15 protein-coding genes and 2 pseudogenes are annotated in these 20,785 nt (G+C 43.7%); 7 read left to right on the forward strand and 10 right to left on the reverse strand.

All coding sequences use genetic code 11. From position 1 onward, the window contains the following. Positions 1-75 precede the first annotated feature (75 nt). Positions 76-393, reverse strand: coding sequence for a Dabb family protein (locus AB4493_RS20365; RefSeq protein WP_372112135.1), 318 nt, complete (start codon positions 391-393; stop codon positions 76-78). Positions 394-606: 213 nt separating this feature from the next. After that, a complete protein-coding gene (locus AB4493_RS20370; RefSeq protein ID WP_017101685.1) occupies positions 607-846 on the reverse strand; it encodes a hypothetical protein in 240 nt (79 codons plus the stop codon). Positions 847-927: 81 nt separating this feature from the next. Between AB4493_RS20370 and AB4493_RS20375 the strand changes: the two are divergent. Further along, a pseudogene (locus tag AB4493_RS20375) lies at positions 928-1,038 on the forward strand (LysR family transcriptional regulator); the annotation flags it as partial. Between the two features lie 127 nt (positions 1,039-1,165). Here the strand turns inward: AB4493_RS20375 and tnaA are convergent. The 3 genes and pseudogenes from tnaA to AB4493_RS20390 all read right to left on the reverse strand — a co-directional run bounded on the left by tnaA (position 1,166) and on the right by AB4493_RS20390 (position 6,165). Further along, positions 1,166-2,638 (reverse strand): annotated as a pseudogene (tnaA, locus tag AB4493_RS20380) (tryptophanase). 760 nt (positions 2,639-3,398) lie between these two features. Next, on the reverse strand, positions 3,399-5,063 hold the full coding sequence (locus AB4493_RS20385) for a GTPase family protein (RefSeq protein WP_372155707.1): 1,665 nt from the start codon (positions 5,061-5,063) through the stop codon (positions 3,399-3,401). Continuing rightward, on the reverse strand, positions 5,050-6,165 hold the full coding sequence (locus tag AB4493_RS20390) for a YcjF family protein (RefSeq protein WP_372155708.1): 1,116 nt from the start codon (positions 6,163-6,165) through the stop codon (positions 5,050-5,052). Before AB4493_RS20390 ends, AB4493_RS20385 begins: the two co-directional genes overlap by 14 nt. 239 nt (positions 6,166-6,404) lie before the next feature. On the opposite strand from AB4493_RS20390, the gene AB4493_RS20395 reads away from it, so the two are divergent. Continuing rightward, positions 6,405-6,917, forward strand: coding sequence for a peptide-methionine (S)-S-oxide reductase (locus AB4493_RS20395; RefSeq protein ID WP_017063632.1), 513 nt, complete (start codon positions 6,405-6,407; stop codon positions 6,915-6,917). A 174-nt stretch (positions 6,918-7,091) separates the two neighbouring features. Here the strand turns inward: AB4493_RS20395 and AB4493_RS20400 are convergent, their stop codons facing one another. After that, on the reverse strand, positions 7,092-8,708 hold the full coding sequence (locus tag AB4493_RS20400; protein ID WP_372146844.1) for a polysaccharide lyase 6 family protein: 1,617 nt from the start codon (positions 8,706-8,708) through the stop codon (positions 7,092-7,094). Positions 8,709-8,793: 85 nt separating this feature from the next. Next, complete coding sequence (locus AB4493_RS20405) at positions 8,794-10,566, reverse strand: sodium:solute symporter family transporter (protein WP_017067389.1); 1,773 nt, start codon at positions 10,564-10,566, stop codon at positions 8,794-8,796. Positions 10,567-11,075: 509 nt separating this feature from the next. Between AB4493_RS20405 and AB4493_RS20410 the strand changes: the two genes are divergently transcribed. Continuing rightward, the gene (locus AB4493_RS20410) at positions 11,076-11,687 is read left to right on the forward strand and encodes a toxin-antitoxin system YwqK family antitoxin (RefSeq protein WP_372155709.1); all 612 of its coding nucleotides are present in this window, start codon (positions 11,076-11,078) and stop codon (positions 11,685-11,687) included. 1,051 nt (positions 11,688-12,738) lie between these two features. Beyond that, positions 12,739-13,488, forward strand: a complete 750-nt coding sequence (locus tag AB4493_RS20415; RefSeq protein ID WP_048616477.1) for an oligogalacturonate-specific porin KdgM family protein — start codon at positions 12,739-12,741, stop codon at positions 13,486-13,488. Positions 13,489-13,622: 134 nt separating this feature from the next. Here AB4493_RS20415 and AB4493_RS20420 read toward each other — a convergent pair whose 3' ends face one another. From AB4493_RS20420 to AB4493_RS20430, 3 genes are all read right to left on the reverse strand, one after another. Further along, a complete protein-coding gene (locus tag AB4493_RS20420; RefSeq protein ID WP_102394492.1) occupies positions 13,623-14,366 on the reverse strand; it encodes a 3'-5' exonuclease in 744 nt (247 codons plus the stop codon). Further along, a complete protein-coding gene (locus AB4493_RS20425; RefSeq protein WP_017069961.1) occupies positions 14,366-16,228 on the reverse strand; it encodes a DUF294 nucleotidyltransferase-like domain-containing protein in 1,863 nt (620 codons plus the stop codon). The genes AB4493_RS20420 and AB4493_RS20425 overlap by 1 nt, the downstream gene beginning before the upstream one ends. 283 nt (positions 16,229-16,511) lie before the next feature. Next, positions 16,512-17,231 carry a FadR/GntR family transcriptional regulator gene (locus AB4493_RS20430; RefSeq protein ID WP_136981708.1) on the reverse strand — a complete coding sequence of 240 codons (720 nt, stop codon included), beginning with the start codon at positions 17,229-17,231 and terminating at the stop codon, positions 16,512-16,514. A gap of 342 nt (positions 17,232-17,573) precedes the next feature. On the opposite strand from AB4493_RS20430, the gene AB4493_RS20435 reads away from it, so the two are divergent. The 3 genes from AB4493_RS20435 to AB4493_RS20445 all read left to right on the forward strand — a co-directional run bounded on the left by AB4493_RS20435 (position 17,574) and on the right by AB4493_RS20445 (position 20,763). Then, positions 17,574-18,350, forward strand: coding sequence for an SDR family NAD(P)-dependent oxidoreductase (locus AB4493_RS20435; RefSeq protein ID WP_017072470.1), 777 nt, complete (start codon positions 17,574-17,576; stop codon positions 18,348-18,350). 174 nt (positions 18,351-18,524) lie between these two features. Then, positions 18,525-19,247 carry a FadR/GntR family transcriptional regulator gene (locus AB4493_RS20440; protein ID WP_017063624.1) on the forward strand — a complete coding sequence of 241 codons (723 nt, stop codon included), beginning with the start codon at positions 18,525-18,527 and terminating at the stop codon, positions 19,245-19,247. 148 nt (positions 19,248-19,395) lie between these two features. Further along, positions 19,396-20,763, forward strand: coding sequence for an MATE family efflux transporter (locus tag AB4493_RS20445; protein ID WP_081322222.1), 1,368 nt, complete (start codon positions 19,396-19,398; stop codon positions 20,761-20,763). Positions 20,764-20,785 lie beyond the last annotated feature (22 nt).

Consider the following 20,785-nt stretch of genomic DNA (forward strand, 5'->3'; position numbering starts at 1 on the left):
TAGGGCTTAATTGCTAGGCCCTAACCCTTCATTATTGAAGCTAAGTAAAACACAAGAGGCCTACTCAGAACCTAATTACAGGGAGTAATCAAACACGATAATGTCGTCTAGCAACGGACGAAACACATCTTTCAGCGCATCATGCTCTGGGTGCGGAAGGTAATTCTGACGGCCTTGTTCATCGGCGAATGTCATTAACACTGAGTGGGTATAACCTTGATTCTTGTTTTCAGGGCTGTCATTTAGCCCCCACTCGACTGAAGTGACCCCTTCAACTTTGTTTGGCATCGCTTCGAACAACATCTTTAGTTTTTGAACCTCTGAAGCCTCAGCGTTTTCTTTAAACTTAATCAGTAAAATGTGACGAATCATTCCCGTTTCTTTTCGAGTCATTCCTATCCCTTTTCGAATCGTTCGCTTGCTCGTTTGTCATGCTTAACCAACACCGAGTCGCGTTCTTAAGTTAGAGGAGAACAAAATGCCACACGTTACACAACATGCCAAGGCTAGAACGCTGGATTTTATAAAATAACCCAAATCCCAACACAAAAATGCTGCACCCAAGGGCGCAGCATTTCTCATGACAATGGTAAGCACGTTTTAACGTTAATCACGACGACCTGTAAGCTGGATCGTTTGGTCTTGATCGACGCTCTTGTGGAATTTTATTCCGCCATTAGCGGCGTCATTTCTTCCTTCAAGCACTGGCTCAGATTCAACACGCTCAGCCTTTACTTGATTACCTTCGCTTCTCGTCATATCGAGAGTACTCGCATAAGTACCGTCAGCCGCGAAAGCCGTGTTCATAGATAAAGCCATCAATCCAAGTGCGATTAACTTGTTCATACATCACCTCGTTGTATTTCTAATTCTTTGTTCGTTTGGTATCTGTGTTTTTGTTGGAGTAACTTTAACAATCGAACATGAACCATAGATGTGAGCTATGTGATGAGCTGCCGCCGCTCGCAAAAAGACGCACCTTTGAATCAGTGGTTATTCCAAATGTTGAAGTCTACCCTGAAAAACAAACAAGCGTAGTTCAGCTTTTAACGGGTTAACTACTTAAAGGCTTAACTGCCTAACTCCCCTACCATCCAAAAAAAGAAAAGGCTCCCGAGGGAGCCTTTGATTAGGGTTCTAGTGACTATTCGCTTATGTTTTTATTTTAAAATGCTTCTTCGAGCGTTTGTTCGTTCTTTTTTTCTGTTTGTTTCTCGCTGGTCTCTACCTCTTTCAAGCGCGCAGTGAAGTGTCTTAACACCGGCGGCTCGTAGGTAAAATCGAGCCCTTTCACTTGTCCTGCATTCTCTTTCACTTTTTCGAATGCTTCGATAATGAAGTCCATGTGTGTTTGTGTGTAGGTCGCGCGAGGAATGGTAAGGCGCAACAACTCAGCAGGACATGGGTGTTGTTCACCTGTTGCTGGGTCGCGTCCTTGCAGCAAAGACCCAATCTAAACCGCTCTGATACCCGCGACTTTATAGAGTTCGCACGCCAAAGCATGTGCTGGGAACTGACCTGCTGGAATATGAGGAAGCAGTTTACCCGCATCCACAAACGCAGCATGACCGCCTGCTTGCTGGCACACGATGCCCATCGCTTCTAAGCCATCAACAAGGTATTGAACCTGACCAATACGGTACTCCAACCAGTCTTGGCGCATACCGTCATACAGACCAACCGCCAAACGCTCCATCGCGCCACCTTCTAAACCACCATAGGTTGGGAAGCCTTCTTGCACGACACACAAGGTTCGACACTCTGTGTACACATCCATGAAAGAGTCGTCTTTAAAGCACAACAAGCCGCCCATTTGTACCATGGCATCTTTCTTGGCAGACATGGCTAAGCCATCCGCGTATTTGTAGGATTCACGCGTGATCTGTTCTATTGTCCAATCTTGATAACCCGATTCACGTTGTTGAATGAAGTAAGCATTTTCAGCGTAGCGTGCCGAGTCCATGATCACAGGAATATCGTACTTCTGAGCGATTTCATAAACGGCTTTTAGATTGGCGATGGACACTGGCTGTCCACCAGCAGAGTTACAAGTAATGGTACTCACAATGTAAGGAACATTGGCCGCGCCCGCTTCTAAGATCGCTTCTTCCAGCTTCACCACATCGAAGTTGCCTTTGAAGTCCGCATTCACTGATGTATCGAACGCTTCTTTGGTATAAACGTTCTTCGCCACACAGCAATTCACTTGGGTGTGACCTTGTGTTGTATCGAAGAAGTAGTTCGACAAGGCGACCATTTTGCTGCGATCGAGTCCCTTTTCCATTTCACGCTTCTTGATAAGAACAGGAATGTAGATCTGCTCTGCGCCGCGCCCTTGGTGTGTTGGAATCGTCAACTCATAGCCAAAGATATCTTTCACCGCATTCGACAATGCGTAGTAACTGCGGCTACCACTGTAAGCTTCATCACCCATTAACATCGCGGCTTGCATACGCTGAGTAATAGAACCTGTACCACTGTCTGTCAGTAAGTCGATAAACACATCATCACTATCCAGTAAGAATGGGTTCATGCCCGCTTCAACAATGGCTTGCTCACGATATGCAGAGGTTGTTCTTTTTACTGGTTCTACAACACGAATACGAAACGGTTCTGGTAGATGTTTGAAATTTTCCATAATAGTACCTTTCAATACATTCCGATCAGGTCGAAATCTATTTTCTTTAGATGTCACGAATCCTCACCATTAATTTAATAGCTCCGCATAAAGATAGACGGAAATTAACAATGAAAATAAACAAGTTAAATAATTAGTTATTAATCGAACCTAAACAGAGGCTGAGATAATTAGCGAGAACGACAAAACAACGAATATTCTGCACGAAATAATAAGTGCGACATTCATGCGTTCAAAGGTTATCAAAGCTGCTAATAGGTAAACAAAGCACGCTGCTTTGCTGGCGCGTGACGCCTAGAGGGTACTACTCTGAAGAAAGGCGGAACGAGAGCTGGTGATCTAAGGTATACCAAGCTAACAAGGTTAGCCATGTTGTTGATTGCCATTTCAGATACATGTTCACAATATATCCCTACGTTGAAATCAAGATGATCCGAAATTTAAATATAGTGTAATTGTTTTATAAATACAGCTTAGAAAAGTATAAATGTGATCAATATTTAGAATGGTAATTAAATACGATAGCATGTTATATAAACTGTGAATCACAGCCGTTTACATACTATTAAACTAGTTCAGCGAGAACCTTAATAATATCAAATCTCTTTTGAAATCAACACCTCTCTAATAAGGGGAGAAGATAGCTGTTTTCTAAAAAAGCCATCATCTAATAAAGCCAAGATCCAAAACTCGCCGATCTAGAAAAGATAAATTCTGATGAGGCTCAAACCTCACCAGAACCGTATTCGCAGTGAATGACTTACTTCTTCTTCACGGCTTGCTTGATGGCCATTTCAGCCAGTTTTGGTGTCGCCGCTTTCAATACGCTGGGTGCCACCTTCTTACCCACTTTGACTGCTTTATTCAGTTGGCCTTTAACCGACGAGCCTCTTTTCATGGCTTCTAAACGTTGGCGGTTTCTCTGAACGTTATTTGCGTCAGCGATACGCTCTATCAACGTCTGCCTTAAAGTATCTAAACCAAACTGTACCTTTTCTGGCGCAATCGCCAGCGGTAACACGATATCGGTTTGCAGCAATATATGATTGTATTCGAGCGCTTGAGCAATGATCTTCGCTTTGGTCGATGTTGGATTCTCTAAGTCATACGGTGGCTGCCAATCGTCTACAGGCTTTAATCTGTCTACCTGATTCACAACCGACACCACAATCGGTTTCTTGCGTGAGATGTTCTTAGGATCGTCATAGAAAGCATCAAATTTATCTTTCAATTGCTTATCCAAATCACGTGCAGACTGATTGGCTTTAAGCACCCATAGCACCACATCCGCTTGGGTCATCTCTTTCAGCATTAAGGCTTCGGTTTTAGGATTGCCATCAAGCCCCTGAAGATCAACAACGCGAACATCATTGTCGTCGACAAACGCGTTATACACCGTTGAAGTGTCGGTTGATGGCAGCACATCCACTTCTGCAACCAACTCTTGCTTGAGTGCATTGATAAGTGAAGATTTACCCGAACTGGTTTGTCCCACCAGCACGATTCGCACAGGCTCTAGCTCTGGAGCAAAGCGTTGTTCGTCGAGTTCAGAAACATCAGACACTTTAAGTGCCTCATCTTCAATGCTGAAACGTCCGCTGTAGAGGTCAATCGCCACCGCCGCAACTTCATCTAACAAGGCTTGTTTGGCGGCGTATTGCATGTCATCAACCACACCCCTTGTCATCGTTGCTGTCGCTTGTTCTCGTCCTAAATCAGAAATCACCTTGAGTGGATTCAAATACAAGTTTTTAAGGTGGTTACCCCAAATAGCCGCTTTGAAGATCTTCTGTCCTAGCTCACCGTATTTATCGTAGGCTTCGTAGCCCGCTTTGATGTAAGAAACCTTGAGATACTCAATGCCGAGGATATGCTCTCGCACTACCAATTTGTAGCGTCGGCTGACCTCTTCGAACAGCTTTAGCCCTTCAGGAATCGAAAAATCGAGTGATTTCTTATCAAACTTTTTCGCAACAAATTCAAGTACCTCTAAACCGGTTTGGTCTAGGTTACCCCACTCTATGTCGCCCATTAATTGTTGGCGTACATGGTGTTTTGAATCATTCCAGATCGACAGTTCTTTTTGAGACCAATCAGCCGAAGCCTTAACCATATCAGCTTTTTTATGCTGTGATTCAGCTTCAGCAGTATCCTCGCCAAGGCCGCCACTCTCTTTATTCGAGAAAGACTCTTTATTTGAAGAGCGGCTTGAAGAACGGCTAGAAATGAATAAAGGAATGGTGAACACCAAGGTACTCACGGCAATGGCAATCGACATTTCGAGTAGATAACCGTATTTGATCGCCAAGAAGACACCAAAACCCATCATGATAATGCTTGGGAAGATCGCCGAAATCAGGGCAATGCCCCAGCGTCCGCTCGATAGCACCGCCAGTAATCGAAATAGGTTTCTAATTTTCTTCATAACCCGACGCCGCCTTTCCTTTTTTCAGAGATTCTTTGTAGATCTTCTGCATCTCTTGTTCAGACACTTCTTCACCTTTGTTCTTATGATAGAAGTAAAAACAAGCCGCGCGACCTAAACCATAAGAGGTGCCGAAACTCATTGCCGCTGCAGCCACCGCACCTACCGTTTGACCATAAACTGGAATCAGCTTTATCAACTGTCGAGTGCCCAGCTTCATTCCGTATTGCAAAGCAAAGCTGCTTCCCAGAGTGCCTATCAACTCACTAAAGACTCTCTTATTCCATTCGACCCCATATTGATTGGCCAAGCTGTGAAGCATTTTGGCTTGAATCGCAGGTACCGACACCAAACCAACACCCGGAATCAGGTCACTCGCTGCGGCACTTCCTGCAAACCAAAGCACTTCGTTTTCTACTTGATCAAAGTTGGCTTCTTCTTGCGTGGAATGTTCTTTGTCTTGCACCATCATTCCTATCACCGGAAGAATACTGCTCAGCTTTTCTAACAAGATGTCATAGTTGTAAACCGCTTCGCTGTTAGACATAGCGTTGTCATCCGTTTCGAAATCGACCGCTACCGATTCAAACTCTTTACCCCAAGCCTTCTCTACTTGGTTGCTGTTGAACTGAATTTGCCTTGCTCGATCTGGTTCACTGGAAGACAACACCGCCGTATGAAGCAGCAACAAGTGTTTAATCTTCTTCTGTTTCTTAATCTGTTTTAGAGCCGTAAGCACAGCGGATTGTTCAGGTTCGTCGGCTTTCATTACAACGACTAACGCATTACCTGCCTGACCAATCTCTTCCAAATCCTCTTTCGCATCGTAATTCGCTTCGCTGAGTCCTCTGGTATCAAGAAACCTCATCACGGGTTTGTCTTGCGGAATCTCATACGACATCGCCGTCATGGTACAAGGCGCAAAACCATTGCCCACTTCTACAGAAGAGTCGCCCGTGACCGCTTGAATAAACGATGACTTGCCCGCCCCCGTTTTGCCCAACAGCCACAATGTCGGCAGATGCTGACGCTGGTATTCATGGGCCTGAGTAAGATCTGGGTTCTTGCTCGGATTGATGAAGTCTTTTATTTGATCAAACATGTTTAGAGTAACGCTCACTTGATGTTGAGATTCGAGTTGATGACAAAGCAATACTGACTTATATAATCACAAATCATATTAAACTTATGTTTGTTCAGTCGCACAGGTTTACAATGCCTAAACGCTTGTTTTTATTTGCGCGCTCATTTTTATAGACGCTTTTTTATACGTACGGGTATCATCGTATTGATTCGGGTACCTAACGAACATCAACAAACACAGAGAGCTCAAAGAGAAGTATGGAACAAATTTATTTAGCTGGCGGCTGCTTGTGGGGTGTACAAGAATTTATTAAGTACGTTCCTGGTGTTATCAGCACAGAAGCAGGCCGTGCTAATGGAAGCGCCCAGCCAACAGAGAACAAAACGACACAAAGCGACGGCACACAAAGCGATTACAATGGCTACGCGGAGTGCGTACAAATTGAATTTGATCCAAACATCACGTCAGTCACGATTTTGATGGAACACTTGTTTGAGATTATCGACCCTTACAGCTTGAATAAACAAGGTGTCGATGTCGGAGAGAAATACCGCACAGGTGTATACAGCACTAATGCAGAACACTTAACCGAAGCTAAGCACTATATTTCTTCAAGAGATGATGCCGACCGTATCGCTGTTGAGGTGTTGCCGTTGACCAATTATGTTGCCAGCGACGACATCCACCAGCATCACTTAAGTCACTTCCCTGAAGATCACCACTTATGTCATATCCCTTGGGATCTACTGCATAAGTATAAATCACAGTAGTCTCGACGTAAGATTGAGATGATCACGACCTAAGATCGATAAAGCCTCAACAGACATTATCTGTTGAGGCTTTTTAGGTGTTAATGGTCAAGACAGTTATCGTGAATTGATTTGATAACTCAAACCATTAAGCATTAGCCATTAGCCATTAAGCAATAACCCATAACCAATAACTTACTTAGTCGTATTCTCAAGCACGTAGTCCGGACCCGCTGTTTCAGCCGTCACGACCGCAAGTTTAGACACGTCTGCGCCTTCACCTTGGTAAGCGTTAATGCCATTTTCTACAACGACTTTTGGTAGCTCAACCGAGTAGCCTTCGATCAGTTCAGAATCCGTTACTTGACCTACGTAAGTTTCGTCTGTGTAGGTTGCGCCAACTAATGGGAAGTCTTGCGTTGCACGGACACTTACAAATTCAGGTGACTGCGAGTTATCAACCACATTGTGTTTAAACGCCACATCAACACCCGCATAAATGCCTTCCACTTCTGCGTTGTTGAACAGGCTTACACGGTGACTTTGGTTGCCGTAAACAATGCCCCACTCAGTATCAACTAGAGAGTTATTCTCGATCGTGATGTTTTTCGGTGTCCACTGCTTATTAAGCTCTTTGCCTTTCACCGATTGATCTAGCTGCTCACCATTCGCTACGTCGATGATGCCCGTGTTAATAACAATGCCGCCACGTAGGTCAGCGTTGCCTTCAATCACACCATCACGACCACGAGTGTTGGCAATGTAGTTATTGCGAATTACATGATCTTCATCGTAGATACGAATGCCGCCCGTTAGGCGCTTTCCATTGCCAAGAATCATGTTGTTCTCAACTGTGTTGCCTTTACCGTGGCGCAGTGAAATAAGAGCTGCACTTTGGAAGATCGTGTTGCCTGAGATCGTGTTGTCGCCCGACTTAATCGAGATAAGCTCACGCTCACCATCCATATCGATCATTAGGTTGTTCACGAACTTAGAACTTGAATCCCACTGTGAAGATTTAGAATCACCAATACGGATCGCTTCCCAGCTGTTGCCGTTGTAACGAATCGCTTCTTTGATGTCGAATTCGTTGAACTGGTTAGGCTTTTGATCCATGAAGATGTTATTTGCGATCAGGTGGTTGTCAGCTGTGTCATCTTTTTGTACACCAATCAAAGTGCCGCGTTTTTGCTTACCTTCGAAACGGTTGTTGATGACTTTGCCGTCTTTACCCCATAGAGATACCCAAAGGTACTTTGGATACTCAGAACGACGCTCGTCTGGCTCGTACGTGTAATCGTGGTTGAAGTAGTAGAATGTTGAGTTTTGAAGCGTATTGCCATTACCCATCATACGAACTGCACCAAAGCGTTCTTTAGGGCCGCCTTCAGTAAATACCAAGCCATCAAGCGTGATGTCATCGCCTTTCAGTTCAAACTGAATCAACCCCGTGATCCACGCAGAACCTGCTTGCTCTGCCTTGATAGTGATGTCATTCGCCGTGATCGTCACTTGACCTAAGTTCGCGTATTTACCGGCAGGGATAACCACTTCGTCGCCATCTTTTAGGTTTTCAAATTGTGCTTTAAGCGCAGCCACTTGCTCTTCCGAAGCAACGGCTAAAGTGTCGCCATCTACCTCTGTTAAGCGGTCACTGCTCAATAGGTAACTACGGTCAATTTCGCTAACAGCAGGCGTAGCTTGTTCAGCGACACTGACTACGGGTGCTGTTTTTTCTTGTGTTGTACAGCCTGTTGCAAAAGCGAGTGTGAACGCGCTAATAATGCTTACCGATAATAGTTTTTTGTTCATCGTACATCTCACATTAAAGTTTGGATTATAAAAATGACGACCACCCGTTCAGGTGGCCGTGATGTTATTTAGGATGCGTATTAAATTAGCCTTCGGCTGGAGTCACTTCGTCTTGTTGCTCGACTTTGTCATCGACTGCTTTAACAAGTAACAGACCAACAGAGAACACAATCAAGCCACACAGAACGAATACCATGCGTCCCCACATTGGGTTTGGCAGTACGAACATAGTCATTACGCCCACACCCGCTACCGCGATAAGTGAACCCAACATACGACGTTGCTTGTTATCCAGTTTCTTCTGTTCATTACTTTCAGCAACTAGTGGCGTCGCTAGGTTGTTGAAGAACTTGTCTACGTCTTTCTCACGGTGCTCAGCAAGAGGCTTGTAGAACAGTGTTGAAAGAACAAAGAAGCCAGCAGTAAATATGATGTGACCGATAAGGCCGATAGCCACTTTCAGGTCAGCCCACTCACGGCCAGTTAGTTCATTTAGACCGAACCAGTTTTGAATCATGTCCGCAGTGATAACGAAACCAACGAAGTAAGAAACCACACCACCTACAACTAGCGTGCCCCAACCTGCCCAATCCGGTGTTTTACGGATGAAGAAGCCACAGAATGCTGGAATTGTCATTGGGAAGCCGATCAATGCGCCCACGTACATCATGGTGTCGAAAAGGCTCAGACCTTTAAGAGAGTTGATGAACAGAGCAACCAAGATGATCGCGATACCGAAGAAGGTAGACGTTAGTTTAGAAACAACCATTAGCTCTTTCTCTGTCGCTTTAGGACGAAGAATCGGCTCGTAGAAGTTCTTAACGAAGATACCTGAGTTACGGTTTAGACCTGAGTCCATTGAAGACATTGTTGCTGCGAACATAGCGGCAATCAGAAGGCCAACCATACCTGCAGGCATGTATTCTTGAACGAAGTAAAGGTAAGCGAAGTCAGCGGCTTTGCTGCCAGCTTCTGGGTAAGCAGCTGCTAAATCAACACCTTGACCAGCCATGAACCAAGAAGGCATGAACCAGATGATTGGACCAAGCGTCATTAGTACACAAGCAAGCAGTGCTGCTTTACGTGCGTTGTTTGAATCTTTTGCAGCAAGGTAACGGTAAGAGTTAAGCATGTTGTTGGTAATGCTGAACTGCTTTAAGAAGATGAACACAGCCCAGATGCTGAAGATGCTCATGTAGTTAAGGTTGTCACCCGTGATGAACGAATCCGTTGGGAAGTCGCTAATGATCTGCGTAACACCGCCACCGTGGTAAATAGCAACGACTGCACATGTCACCGTTACTGCCATGATGATAACCATCTGCATAAAGTCAGATGCGATTACCGCCCAAGAGCCGCCCGTCACTGACATCACCAGTACAACCAGACCCGTTAGGACAATCGTCGTTGTCATATCAAAGCCGAAGATACCCGATGCGATGATTGCTAGACCATTCAACCAAATACCTGCAGAGATAACGCTGTTTGGCATACCAGACCAAGTAAATACTTGCTCATTCACCTTACCAAAACGCATACGAATCGCTTCAATTACCGTCACAACACGCAGTTGACGGAACTTCGGAGCGAAGTAAAGGTAGTTCATTAGGTAACCGAATGCGTTCGCGATGAAGATAATCGCTACGGCAAAGCCATCGGTAAAGGCTTTACCTGCTGCACCAGTAAATGTCCAAGCACTGAACTGGGTCATAAATGCGGTTGCACCTACCATCCACCACAGCATATTACCTCCCCCACGGAAGTAATCACTTGTCGTACTTGTAAACGTTCGAAACATCCACCCTATCGCAATTAAGAATAGGAAGTAGATGCCAACTATCAGGGTATTGAGTTCCATCGTTAGACCTTTTATTTATGTTTTTTTGTTGAGGTCACTATAAATAAATGGCAAGTATATTTGTACTACAATAATCCAAATGCGTGACAGTGATCTTACAGTCTGACACTCAATTAATCATACAAGTGATCGAGTTCAAAGTTGCACCACCTAGGAGCGCAATTCCTCAAGTCAGTGCAGTTATCCGCACTAAATTTCGACCAAAACCCCGAAAAACATGAACAAAGTCTCTAAAAATCGAAGATTCATCGTTAAAAACTATTATTCTTGACGATCAAAGCTTAAAGAAGAGCAGCAAAAATATCGTTAGATATAATTTATAAAAATGAATTAAACCAACATATTTGTATTACAAATAAGATCGATAATTTGCTTTTAAAAGTTCCCTATATTAGGCAGCCAATAATGAAAACTTGAAAACCACTATTAGATACTGACAGGGATACACGGAAGTGAAATGCTTTTAACACACCCGTTACACTTTCCCCGTCCAATAAAAAGGTGTCATTATGAAGAAATACGTTCCAATCTTAATTGCTCTTAGTACGGTATCTTCTATGAGCTATGCAGCAACACCGCGTGAAGATGCTGTTGACTACTTACAGATGCGTAAAGGCGTGGCTTACCAAGTAAACCATTCAAAACCTTTCACTGGTCAATTTGAAGAGAAGTTCGATAACGGCCAAGTCGCGACCCAAGCTCAGTTTGCCGATGGCTTAGAACTTGGGCTAGAAACTAACTGGTATCCGAATGGCCAAGTCGCTTCTAAAGTGAATTACGTAAAAGGTGAACTGCAAGGCAAAGCTGAAACCTGGTATCCAAACGGACAGAAAAAAGCAGAGCTCAACTATAAAGACAATGAGTTGTCTGGTGTTGCCTCTCGCTGGTATCCCAATGGCGAACAAAGCCTAACAGCCGAATTCAGTGACGGGCAAAAAGATGGATTGGTAACGGACTACTACCCTAATGGCAATAAGGCCAGCCAAGCGAAGTTTGATGAAGGTGAAGTCGCGAACGGAAAACTTACTCGCTGGAATACTAACGGTGACAAAGTTGAAGAACTGACCTTTAAAGATCACAAAGTCACCTCTAAACAGGTGTGGATGCCTACAGAAAGCTAAGCCTCAAGAACAGCTCTCACGGAGCTCTTTGATATAACTAAACGCCTGCTGTTAAAGTTTGCAGCTACACGTCTGCAACTAAGAGACAAGAGAAGAGAAGAGAAGGGAAACGAACATTCATGTGATTAAGCGTGAATGTTCGTGGCTTTGATGCTGTAACAGACTCACTTGAGCGTGTTGTCATCAACCTAAAAGCCTATTCTTAAGCCGCGGTTTACACGCTTATTGAGCCGCACACGACTCTCTACTCAAATTTCAAATAAAAAAACGCTCATGTTGCCTGTATCAACATGAGCGCAAGGGTAGATCTTCGACTACCACCTCCTACCTTTCTAGATGAAAGCAGAAGTTATAATTAGAATAGTTGGGAGCAATAATCAAAATGCTTTCGCAAGCACTTCAACGATTTCTTCTTTGTCGCTGATGAGAACAACGGGTAACGATTCGAACCCAGTTCATTCCTATCAAGTTCATACTTATATAGCAGGCTATGTCACTACCTTGCCTACTACATTTCAAACCTTCTCTGATTGAGCTTTAAATCACCTCAAGTAAATGTCTCATGTTCTTAAAGCGGTGGATTTAATCCATTTAGCTTCAAGACCACTCTTACTTATTCGGCTTCACACCGTCTGTTCATGCAATCAACACAGCAAAGTTATGTATTGCTACAGAAAGTTAGTAAATAATAATGTATTACAAATAAAAATGATATCTAAAGGTTCAATTTTTTGCTGTAGCGCACATTTATTGATGAACAAAACTCTTCAAAACCATTATCAACATCCAAACAAATCACTAAAAAACATCAACTTAACGAAACAACTCGATTTTGTAACCCTTTGTAAATAGTGGTTTTGTCCTAACAACACGATCAAGTTCACAGATCATCACGCCTCGGATCGCTACCATATTTGTATTATTTAAATGCAAAATAAATTTGAAATAACCAAGAAATAATTTCAAAAACAAAATGCATTTAAGACAAGAACTACTCTATTTGGCTTGTAATTATGGCCAATACTCAACCTATAAATATGGAATTAATACCATGAATAAAACTAAAATCGTGATTGCTGTGGCATCTGTACTCGCTGCTGGCTCTGTATCTGCTGCGTCTTTCGATATGAGACACGAATACAAGAGTCATACAGATCAACACGCTACTCGTGTAAAACTTGGCGATAGCATTGGCAACTTCCTTGTAGATATCGAAGCGAAATTCAAGGGAGAAGACGGTAAATTCATGGAAGATTTGAAGAACAATGGTTGGGAGCTTGGTCTAAACTACCGTCATGTACTAAACGATAACTGGACAATGACTTACGGTATGCCAATTGAAGGTCGTGAATCTGGCGTTACATACAAGCCTCAAGTTCGTGCAACATACAAAGTGGATAGCGTTGATGGTCTAAGCCTAAGTGCTCGTTACCGTTACGATATGAGACAGAACACTAGCAGCTCAGAGTATCAATTCGATGACAATGGTGATGTTATTGTTGATAGTGACGGTGTTCCAATCACGGTTGATAAAAATGTTTCTAATCAACGTCGTCACCGTCTAACGGCAAACGTTAACTACTCAATGGAAAACTGGCGCTTTGGTCTAGAAGGTAACTACTACAAAGCGGATGGCTATGACATCTACGACAACGACGATACCAACTACGAGTTGAACGCAAGCATTCGCCATATTATGGGTCAATGGGCACCATATGTAGAGTTTGGTGATGTGAGCACTTCATCAACTAAAGCGACTCGTGAACTGCGTAGCCGTGTTGGTCTAACTTACAGCTTCTAATCGATAGCTACATAAATAATCTAAGATAATTACTGTCCTAATTTTCTAAGACCTAAACAAAAGCCAGCTTAATCGCTGGCTTTTTTTCCTTTAAAATCAGTAAAATAAGAGCCGCGCACTTGCAGCTCTTTTTCCTAGTGACTAATCCGATAGAGAAAGGCAACGGTCACATTATCGTTAGGCACAACTCGCTTCTGCTGAGCCAAAAACAATTCCGCTGTCGAAACGGCATCGGCTAATGCATTGTGGCTGTTGTACTCAGGAAGCCCGTACCTTTCGCGAGTCCCTGCCAAGGTTAAATCGACTTCTTCATGATTGCTGATCGCTTTCTCCATGCTTTTCTCAATACACAAGGTATCAAGCCAAAGCAGAGGAATCGCTCTTAAACCGTAGCAGCGAAGAAGGTATTGGCTAATGAACTTCTCTTCGACTACACACGCGTGCGCGACGATAATCTTGCCTTTCGCTGCTTCGAAGAAAGCGAGCATCGCATCATGAATAGATGCGCCCTCTTCCAGCATCTGTGGTGTGATGTGGTTAATCACCGCAGTTTCAGCGTTAATCTGAGAATCATTGTTCAGGTAGATATGCTTGGCAGAAGCCAAATCGATTCGTCCTTTCACCACATCGACCCATCCCATAGACAAGATAAGATCTTGTTCGCTGTCTAAGCCTGTGGTTTCGAGATCCAACACGATATAGTCGCTGTCTTTGGCCAAATCCGTCATTTCAGGACAAGGCTGTTCTACCAGATCATGTAACGCTTCTGGCAGCTTAACCGTACCCAAATATTGCTTACGCTTGCGTTTAATTCGTTCAAGCGGGTGAAAATAGTTTAGCATTCGTTTTAAACATTTATTAGTTGAACATAGCTTCATTAACGTGCTCCGAAACGAATTTTCGCCGCTTCTTGAAGGTCAGCAATGATCCTAAAGGCATCTTTCAAGTGTTTACGCTCAAAGCTACCAAAGCTATCTGGGTTGATGTTGTTGTCAGGCACATCCCCGTTCTTCAGCGCTTCAAGTTGATGGCCAAAACGGAAAGAGAGAATGAACTGGTAAGCACCCAGAATGTTCTTGAATGCATCGTCGCTCAGCATGCCTTTTTCATTGGCAGCAGCGAAACGTTCGTCAGTCGCCGACAAATCGCACTCCACAGCAAGGCCATAAATACGCGCTAAGTCGATAATCAAGTTGATCGCGTACTTCTTCACGTTCAACGTTTTCTTATTCTCACCTGACTTCTCTAGCACTAAGCTATTGAAGATGCCAAGTGGCGGGTTGGTATTGACCGCGTCTTTCACTAGCGTGCTTAAAAACTCACGGTTACCGCGAATATTGCTATGCAGCTCATCGCGCAGAATACCTTCGAACTCACTGTTGCCGTAGATAGTACGAATTTCTAGGAACACACTGATATTAAGCAAGCGTTCGTACTCTGGGTTAGCCACCCACTTCTTGTAGTAGTGCTTCCATACACTGAGTGGCTGACACCATTTTGGCGTCGCAGCCATGAATTTACCTGGACATAATGGGTAGTGACAGCTTGCTAAGCCGTTGGTCACCATCATCGCTAAGTGTTTGAAGTAAATACGGTCACTGTCGGTTGCATCGTCAGCAAGAACAATCGCGCTGTCTTGGTCCGACAACATGTGCACTTCATTACGTGCGTGCGATCCGGCTACGATCCAAGAGAAATCACACGGTGGTGGGCCTAACTTATCAATCGCTATTTGAATCAATCGACGGGTGTAGGCGTCCATAATCATGGTCATTACCTTGCCGACGGTTTCAGGCGCCACTTTACCTTCCACCAGCGCTTCAAAAATAGCTTGTCGCTCTGAGGTGAACGAAGACATGGTTTTCACGCTGCCCGCGTATTTGATTTTCTCGATCAAGAATATCGCTTGAACACGGTGGTTTTGAACCAAATGAGACGTAGTAAGAAGACCAACGACCTTATTCTCTTTCACAACGGGCAAGTTACGGATATTAAATTGCATCATGATAGAGGCCGCATGCAGCACCAGATCATCCGGTTTTACAGTAAGTGGAGAGTGCGTCATTACCTCTGAGATCAGGCTATCAGTACTCACGCCGTGGGCAATCACTCGCTTAGTCATGTCTCGGTCGGTGATCAAACCAACAATGGTTTCACCTTCATAGATCACGGCACACGGTGAGCGTTGATGAAGCATTTCAACCGCAACCGACTGGATGGTTTGCTCAGACTTAACAATTGCCACCTGCCCGCTTGCCACTTCCTCAACTTTACGAATGAACAGGCCTTTCTCTTTATTCGACCAGACCACATCCAGTGCCGACTTCAAGCGAACCTGCGCCTGTGAAGCAAAGTGTTCTGCGCAACTTGGAAAGGCTTTGAAAAGCGTTTGAAGTGCCGAGTGTGGAATCACATAAAGTAAGGTGTTTTCGATTGCGACAGCTCTATAGCCTTTTTCGTCGTTGACTTCAGAATCTAAGAACGTAAAGCCAAACAAATCTTCACTGCCTAGACGGGCACGAAGCACACCATCCGATTTTCGTTGCTCCATAGAGCCCGTTCGAATGATATAGAGCGATTTTTCCTTCCCAGACTCACACAAATCGACCACATCTCCCTTGCCGAGATAAGTAATTTGCACGTTAGAGGCAAGTTCGCGAAGTGCTTGTTTAGGGATCTTATCGAATGGGTCGATTTGACCTATGAATTGAAGAATATTTGGCAGTAGAGACTGGGGCATAATCACACTCACAATAATTTAATTAGTATTATTATATAACTTAAAATACTGGTTACTAGTGCTTTTAACGAAACAGCAAATAATAGATTAAATATTGGACACCAGTCAGGTTTTCATCAAATTTGGATGCAAAAAAAGCACGTATGGAACGTGCTTTTTAGAGGTCACTGCTGAAGTTAGCTTTTGTACAACCGTAATTTTAACTTTGACTACCCTAGTTTTGCGAGAATGACCTCTCGTCGATAATGCAAAACGATCAAAGCTAAAATAACAGTGAAAACAATTAACTAACGGCTGGTAATCTGTGATTTGTTTCTAACAGGTGACTTGCTGACGCGTGGCGTGCTTTGTCACTATTACCTGCCATGATTGCTTCATAAATCTGGCGGTGTTCGTTAATACAAGTACTTCCCTCTTCAGAAGAGTGAGAAATAAAGTTAACAAACATGGTCGTCAAGATGTTACCAAATGGAAGGTAGAAGTCGTTACCTGTTGCATTGAAGATCAGGCTATGGAATTTCATATCAATATCTAGCCAACGCTCTTGATCAAGCGTTTCTTCGCTAGAGATTTCTACCATTTGTTGGAAAATACTAGACAGCTCAATACGTTGTTCTGCACTCGCGAACTGAGCAGCTAAAGCACACGCTTCTGGCTCAATTGCGCGGCGTAAACCCAAAAACTGATGACAGAATTGGTCTGTATCGGCCAAACCGTCCATCCATTCGATCAATTGTGGATCTAAGAAGTTCCAGAACGCGCGGTTAACAACGCGAGTACCAATCTTAGGACGAGATTCTAATAGACCTTTTGAAGTCAGAAGCTTAACCGCTTCTCTTAATGCTGTTCTACTGATACCAAATTGCTCACACAGAGCCATTTCACCAGGGATAATAGAACCTTGAGGCAAATTGCCCGACAAAATACCACGGGCGATTTCACGTGCAACTTGCACATGAAGGCTTCGCTTAGAGCCTGAAATAGAATTGAAAGAGCCAGCCATGTGTCTACTTACCGATTAGATATGTATTATTTTTCTCGGACTATAGCACTGATTTATATCTTCACCAACACAGCATCAGAATAACGTGAGGTCACTACCAGTAAAAGTTGGAGCAATATTTCACAAACCTGCTCATCTTTAGGTTTATAAAACCAATTCAACCTATTAATTCATACAAATAGTTCTCATTTACTATTTCAATGTATGCGTGAACTCACAAAACCACCCTTACTCTCACTATTTATGTCGGTAATAACCCGTTTTTAGATAAACACCCTTGAATATAGCAAGTGTTATTGTATGATTTATTGGTGTGAATAATCTACAATATAGGCGGCTCTGATGTTTAACGATTTAAAAGGCAAACGCATTCTAATTACTGGCTCTACTGCTGGTATGGGTTTAGCTACCGCACGTGTCTTTGCAAAATACGGCGCAAAAATCGGCATCAATAGTCGTGCTTTCAGCCCAAAAGTCGATGACGTTCTATCTGAACTTACCGCACTGGGTGGCGATGTTGCCTTTTTTCCTGCAAACCTAATGGACACATTAGAGTGCGAAAGGTTAGTCAAAGAGTTCACTGATCATTTTGGTGGCATGGACGTGTTGATTAACAACGCCGGTGGCCTTGGTGGTCGCGCCAATCTAGAAAATATCGATGATGAGTTTTATGAGCGCGTAATGAACCTTAATGTTCGCTCTGCGCTGATGACAACCAAGTTCTCTATCCCGCACTTACGCGCCTCTGCTGCTGAGTCCGGGCAAACATCTTGTGTGATTAGCACAGGATCTATCGCCGCTCGCGAAGGCGGTGGTGTTGGTGCAGGCATCTATGCCGCGTCTAAGGCTTGGTTACACGACATTCACCGCAATTGGGTGAAAGAGTTCGCGCAAGACAATATCCGTTTCAACATTGTTTCACCGGGCACTATCGACACCGCATTTCACGATGGCAAGAGCGACGATTTGAAAGCGACCATTGCTAACAACATTCCAATGGGACGCTTTGGCCATATTGATGAAGTTGCCCCTTCATTCGCTTTCTTTGCATCGCACGCTTGCAGCGGTTACATCACAGGTCAAATCCTAGATGTTAACGGCGGACAAATAACGCCCTAGTTAGCTGGTTTATATAAGCTCACTCAGCGATTTAAGTTCGCCACACTATATAAGGTTAACAGACCCGAGTAGATGAGGGAAAACCTCACACTAAATTCGACGTATACACTGACACTAAACACCAGATTCGTCTGGCTTTTAGTGTTTTCAAAGTTTCAATTTCAGGTGGTTTAAATGTCAATATTTACATTGGTGGAAGATTCAAGCCGCCGAATTCATGTTCAAGTGGCGAGACAAATTGCTCGCAAGATCTTGTCAGGCGAGTTAGAAGAAAATCAAAAGTTACCCAGCGAAATGGAGCTGTGCGAAATCTTTGGAGTGAGCAGAACTGCCCTTCGAGAATCAACTAAGCTACTTTCGGCAAAAGGTTTAATCGAGTCGAAGCCAAAAGTGGGCACTCGTATCAAACCGAGAACACAGTGGCACTTCTTGGACCCGCAATTGCTGTACTGGATCCAAGATTTAGAAGATACTAAACCCTTCTTGTCTCAATTTTTAGGCTTAAGAAAAGCGATTGACCCGGAAGCGTGTGCGCTCGCTGCAACCAATGCAACTGTAGAGCAACGCAAAGAGCTTTCGATTCTTTTCCAGAAAATGACCATCGCAGCAAATAGCTTCGATTATGAAGAGTGGACGACCAACGATCACCTGTTTCACCAAACGATTTTCTTATCGACAGGTAATCAATTTTACATTCCATTCGCGAACATTCTGTCGACTATCTTCAAGCAGTTTATCGACCACTCCGCTGAAGGCGGTCGCTTCTGTTTAGAAGAACACAAAGCGATTTACGACGCAATAATGTCTGGCGATGCCAAGCAAGCTCGAATTGCTTCTCAAGTCCTGCTAGACGATGAGAACCAAAAGCTCTCTAGGGTTGAATTAGCCATCGCATAACCGAGATTAACCAAACTGACTTGTTTTTCAAAGACACAAGTCAGTCTTGTTTTAGCACCCATTTTTTAACCATCAACTACCGTAGTGTTTTCTTCTTTAAACGCTCTACTCCGCCACCTCAGAGAAAGCTTACGGTTATACACATAAGGTGTTGTTTGTGTCTTCACAATCGTACGTAAGGAAAAATTTCTCTCTCGCCTGGCCCCTCGCCTTAAACGGTATCTTGATGCAGTCGATGTTGATGATCGACACACTGCTTGTCTCTCCTCTTGGTGAAATCCCTTTAGCTGCAATGGGGATTGCGACGACTATCGTTGCCTTTGTACTGGGAATTCAAATGGCGCTGGCAAACGGTACTCAGTTAGTATTAAGCCGCGCAGTGGGCTCTGGCATCGCCGCATCATTATCTAAAGCATTTTGGGCAGGGTTATTTATCAACCTTGGCGTAGCAACACTATTTTGGCTTCTACTTACTTTTTTCGAACAACCCTTGATTCAAGCTTTAACAGATGACGCTTCCCTTCACTTAGAAATCAGCCGCTATCTAGACATCTCGAAATACATCGTTATTTTTACCGCGTTAACGCAGGTGATCATTGCTTTATTTAATGCGCTAGGCAGAACTAAAGTCCCATTCAAAGGTTACTTAATTGAACTGCCTATCAATGCTGTACTCTCATATGTGCTGATTCATGGTTTTTCTAATTTTGAAGGGATTGGAGTACAAGGCGCTGCATTAGGCAGCATTATTGCAATAACGATCCGCTTGCTGTATTTGGTTTTGTGCGTGCATTTAAGCTCAGCGATTTCACTCAAATTAGACGCTCAGCGCTCTGAATTCTTTACCAACGTTCGCCGTCACTTTATCGAAATATTCCCTGTAGCAGCGAACGTGACCATGCTTTTGATTGGCGCAACGATATATCAATTGTTGTATTCGCAACTTAACATCAACGCTTACGTAGCGATTACTTTGGTGATGCCTTGGATCAGGGCTGTCTCTCAATTTATTACCGCTTGGGCTCACTCTTCCGCGATTACTATCAGCCAAGCGATTGGCTCCAAAAAGATGGATGACCTAGTCAAAAACGTCGATACCAGTATCGATATTGCAGTCGTCATTTCTTTCGTTTGTGCACTCTTATTCGCAGGATTAAGTCTGGTCATTGGTGACATTTACCCGAACTTGGATGAATCTACCTATCAAGCATTGGCCGTTATCGCCCCACTCTACATATTCTTGCCAATTGTTCGTGGCTACAACACGGTTCATGGGAATGTACTAAGAGCACTAGGAAAAACGACCGCAGTCTTCAAAATCAACTTTACTGGTCAATGGGTAATTTCAATTCCATTGTGTGCATTGATCATCTTTGGTTTAGATGGCTCTATCTTTTGGGCCTTTGCTATCCAACCATTCGAAGAAGTCGTTAAAGCTTTCCCATTCCGTCACTTAGCTCGAAAGTCTCTAAAGGAGTTTGATGCCGACAAAGCTAAAGAGTTGATGTATGACTAAGTCCGGTATCGAGTCGCCGTCC

The sequence above is a fragment of the Vibrio sp. 10N.222.55.A1 genome, assembly GCF_041473835.1.
In the GTDB taxonomy this organism is placed as follows: Bacteria; Pseudomonadota; Gammaproteobacteria; order Enterobacterales; family Vibrionaceae; genus Vibrio; species Vibrio crassostreae_C.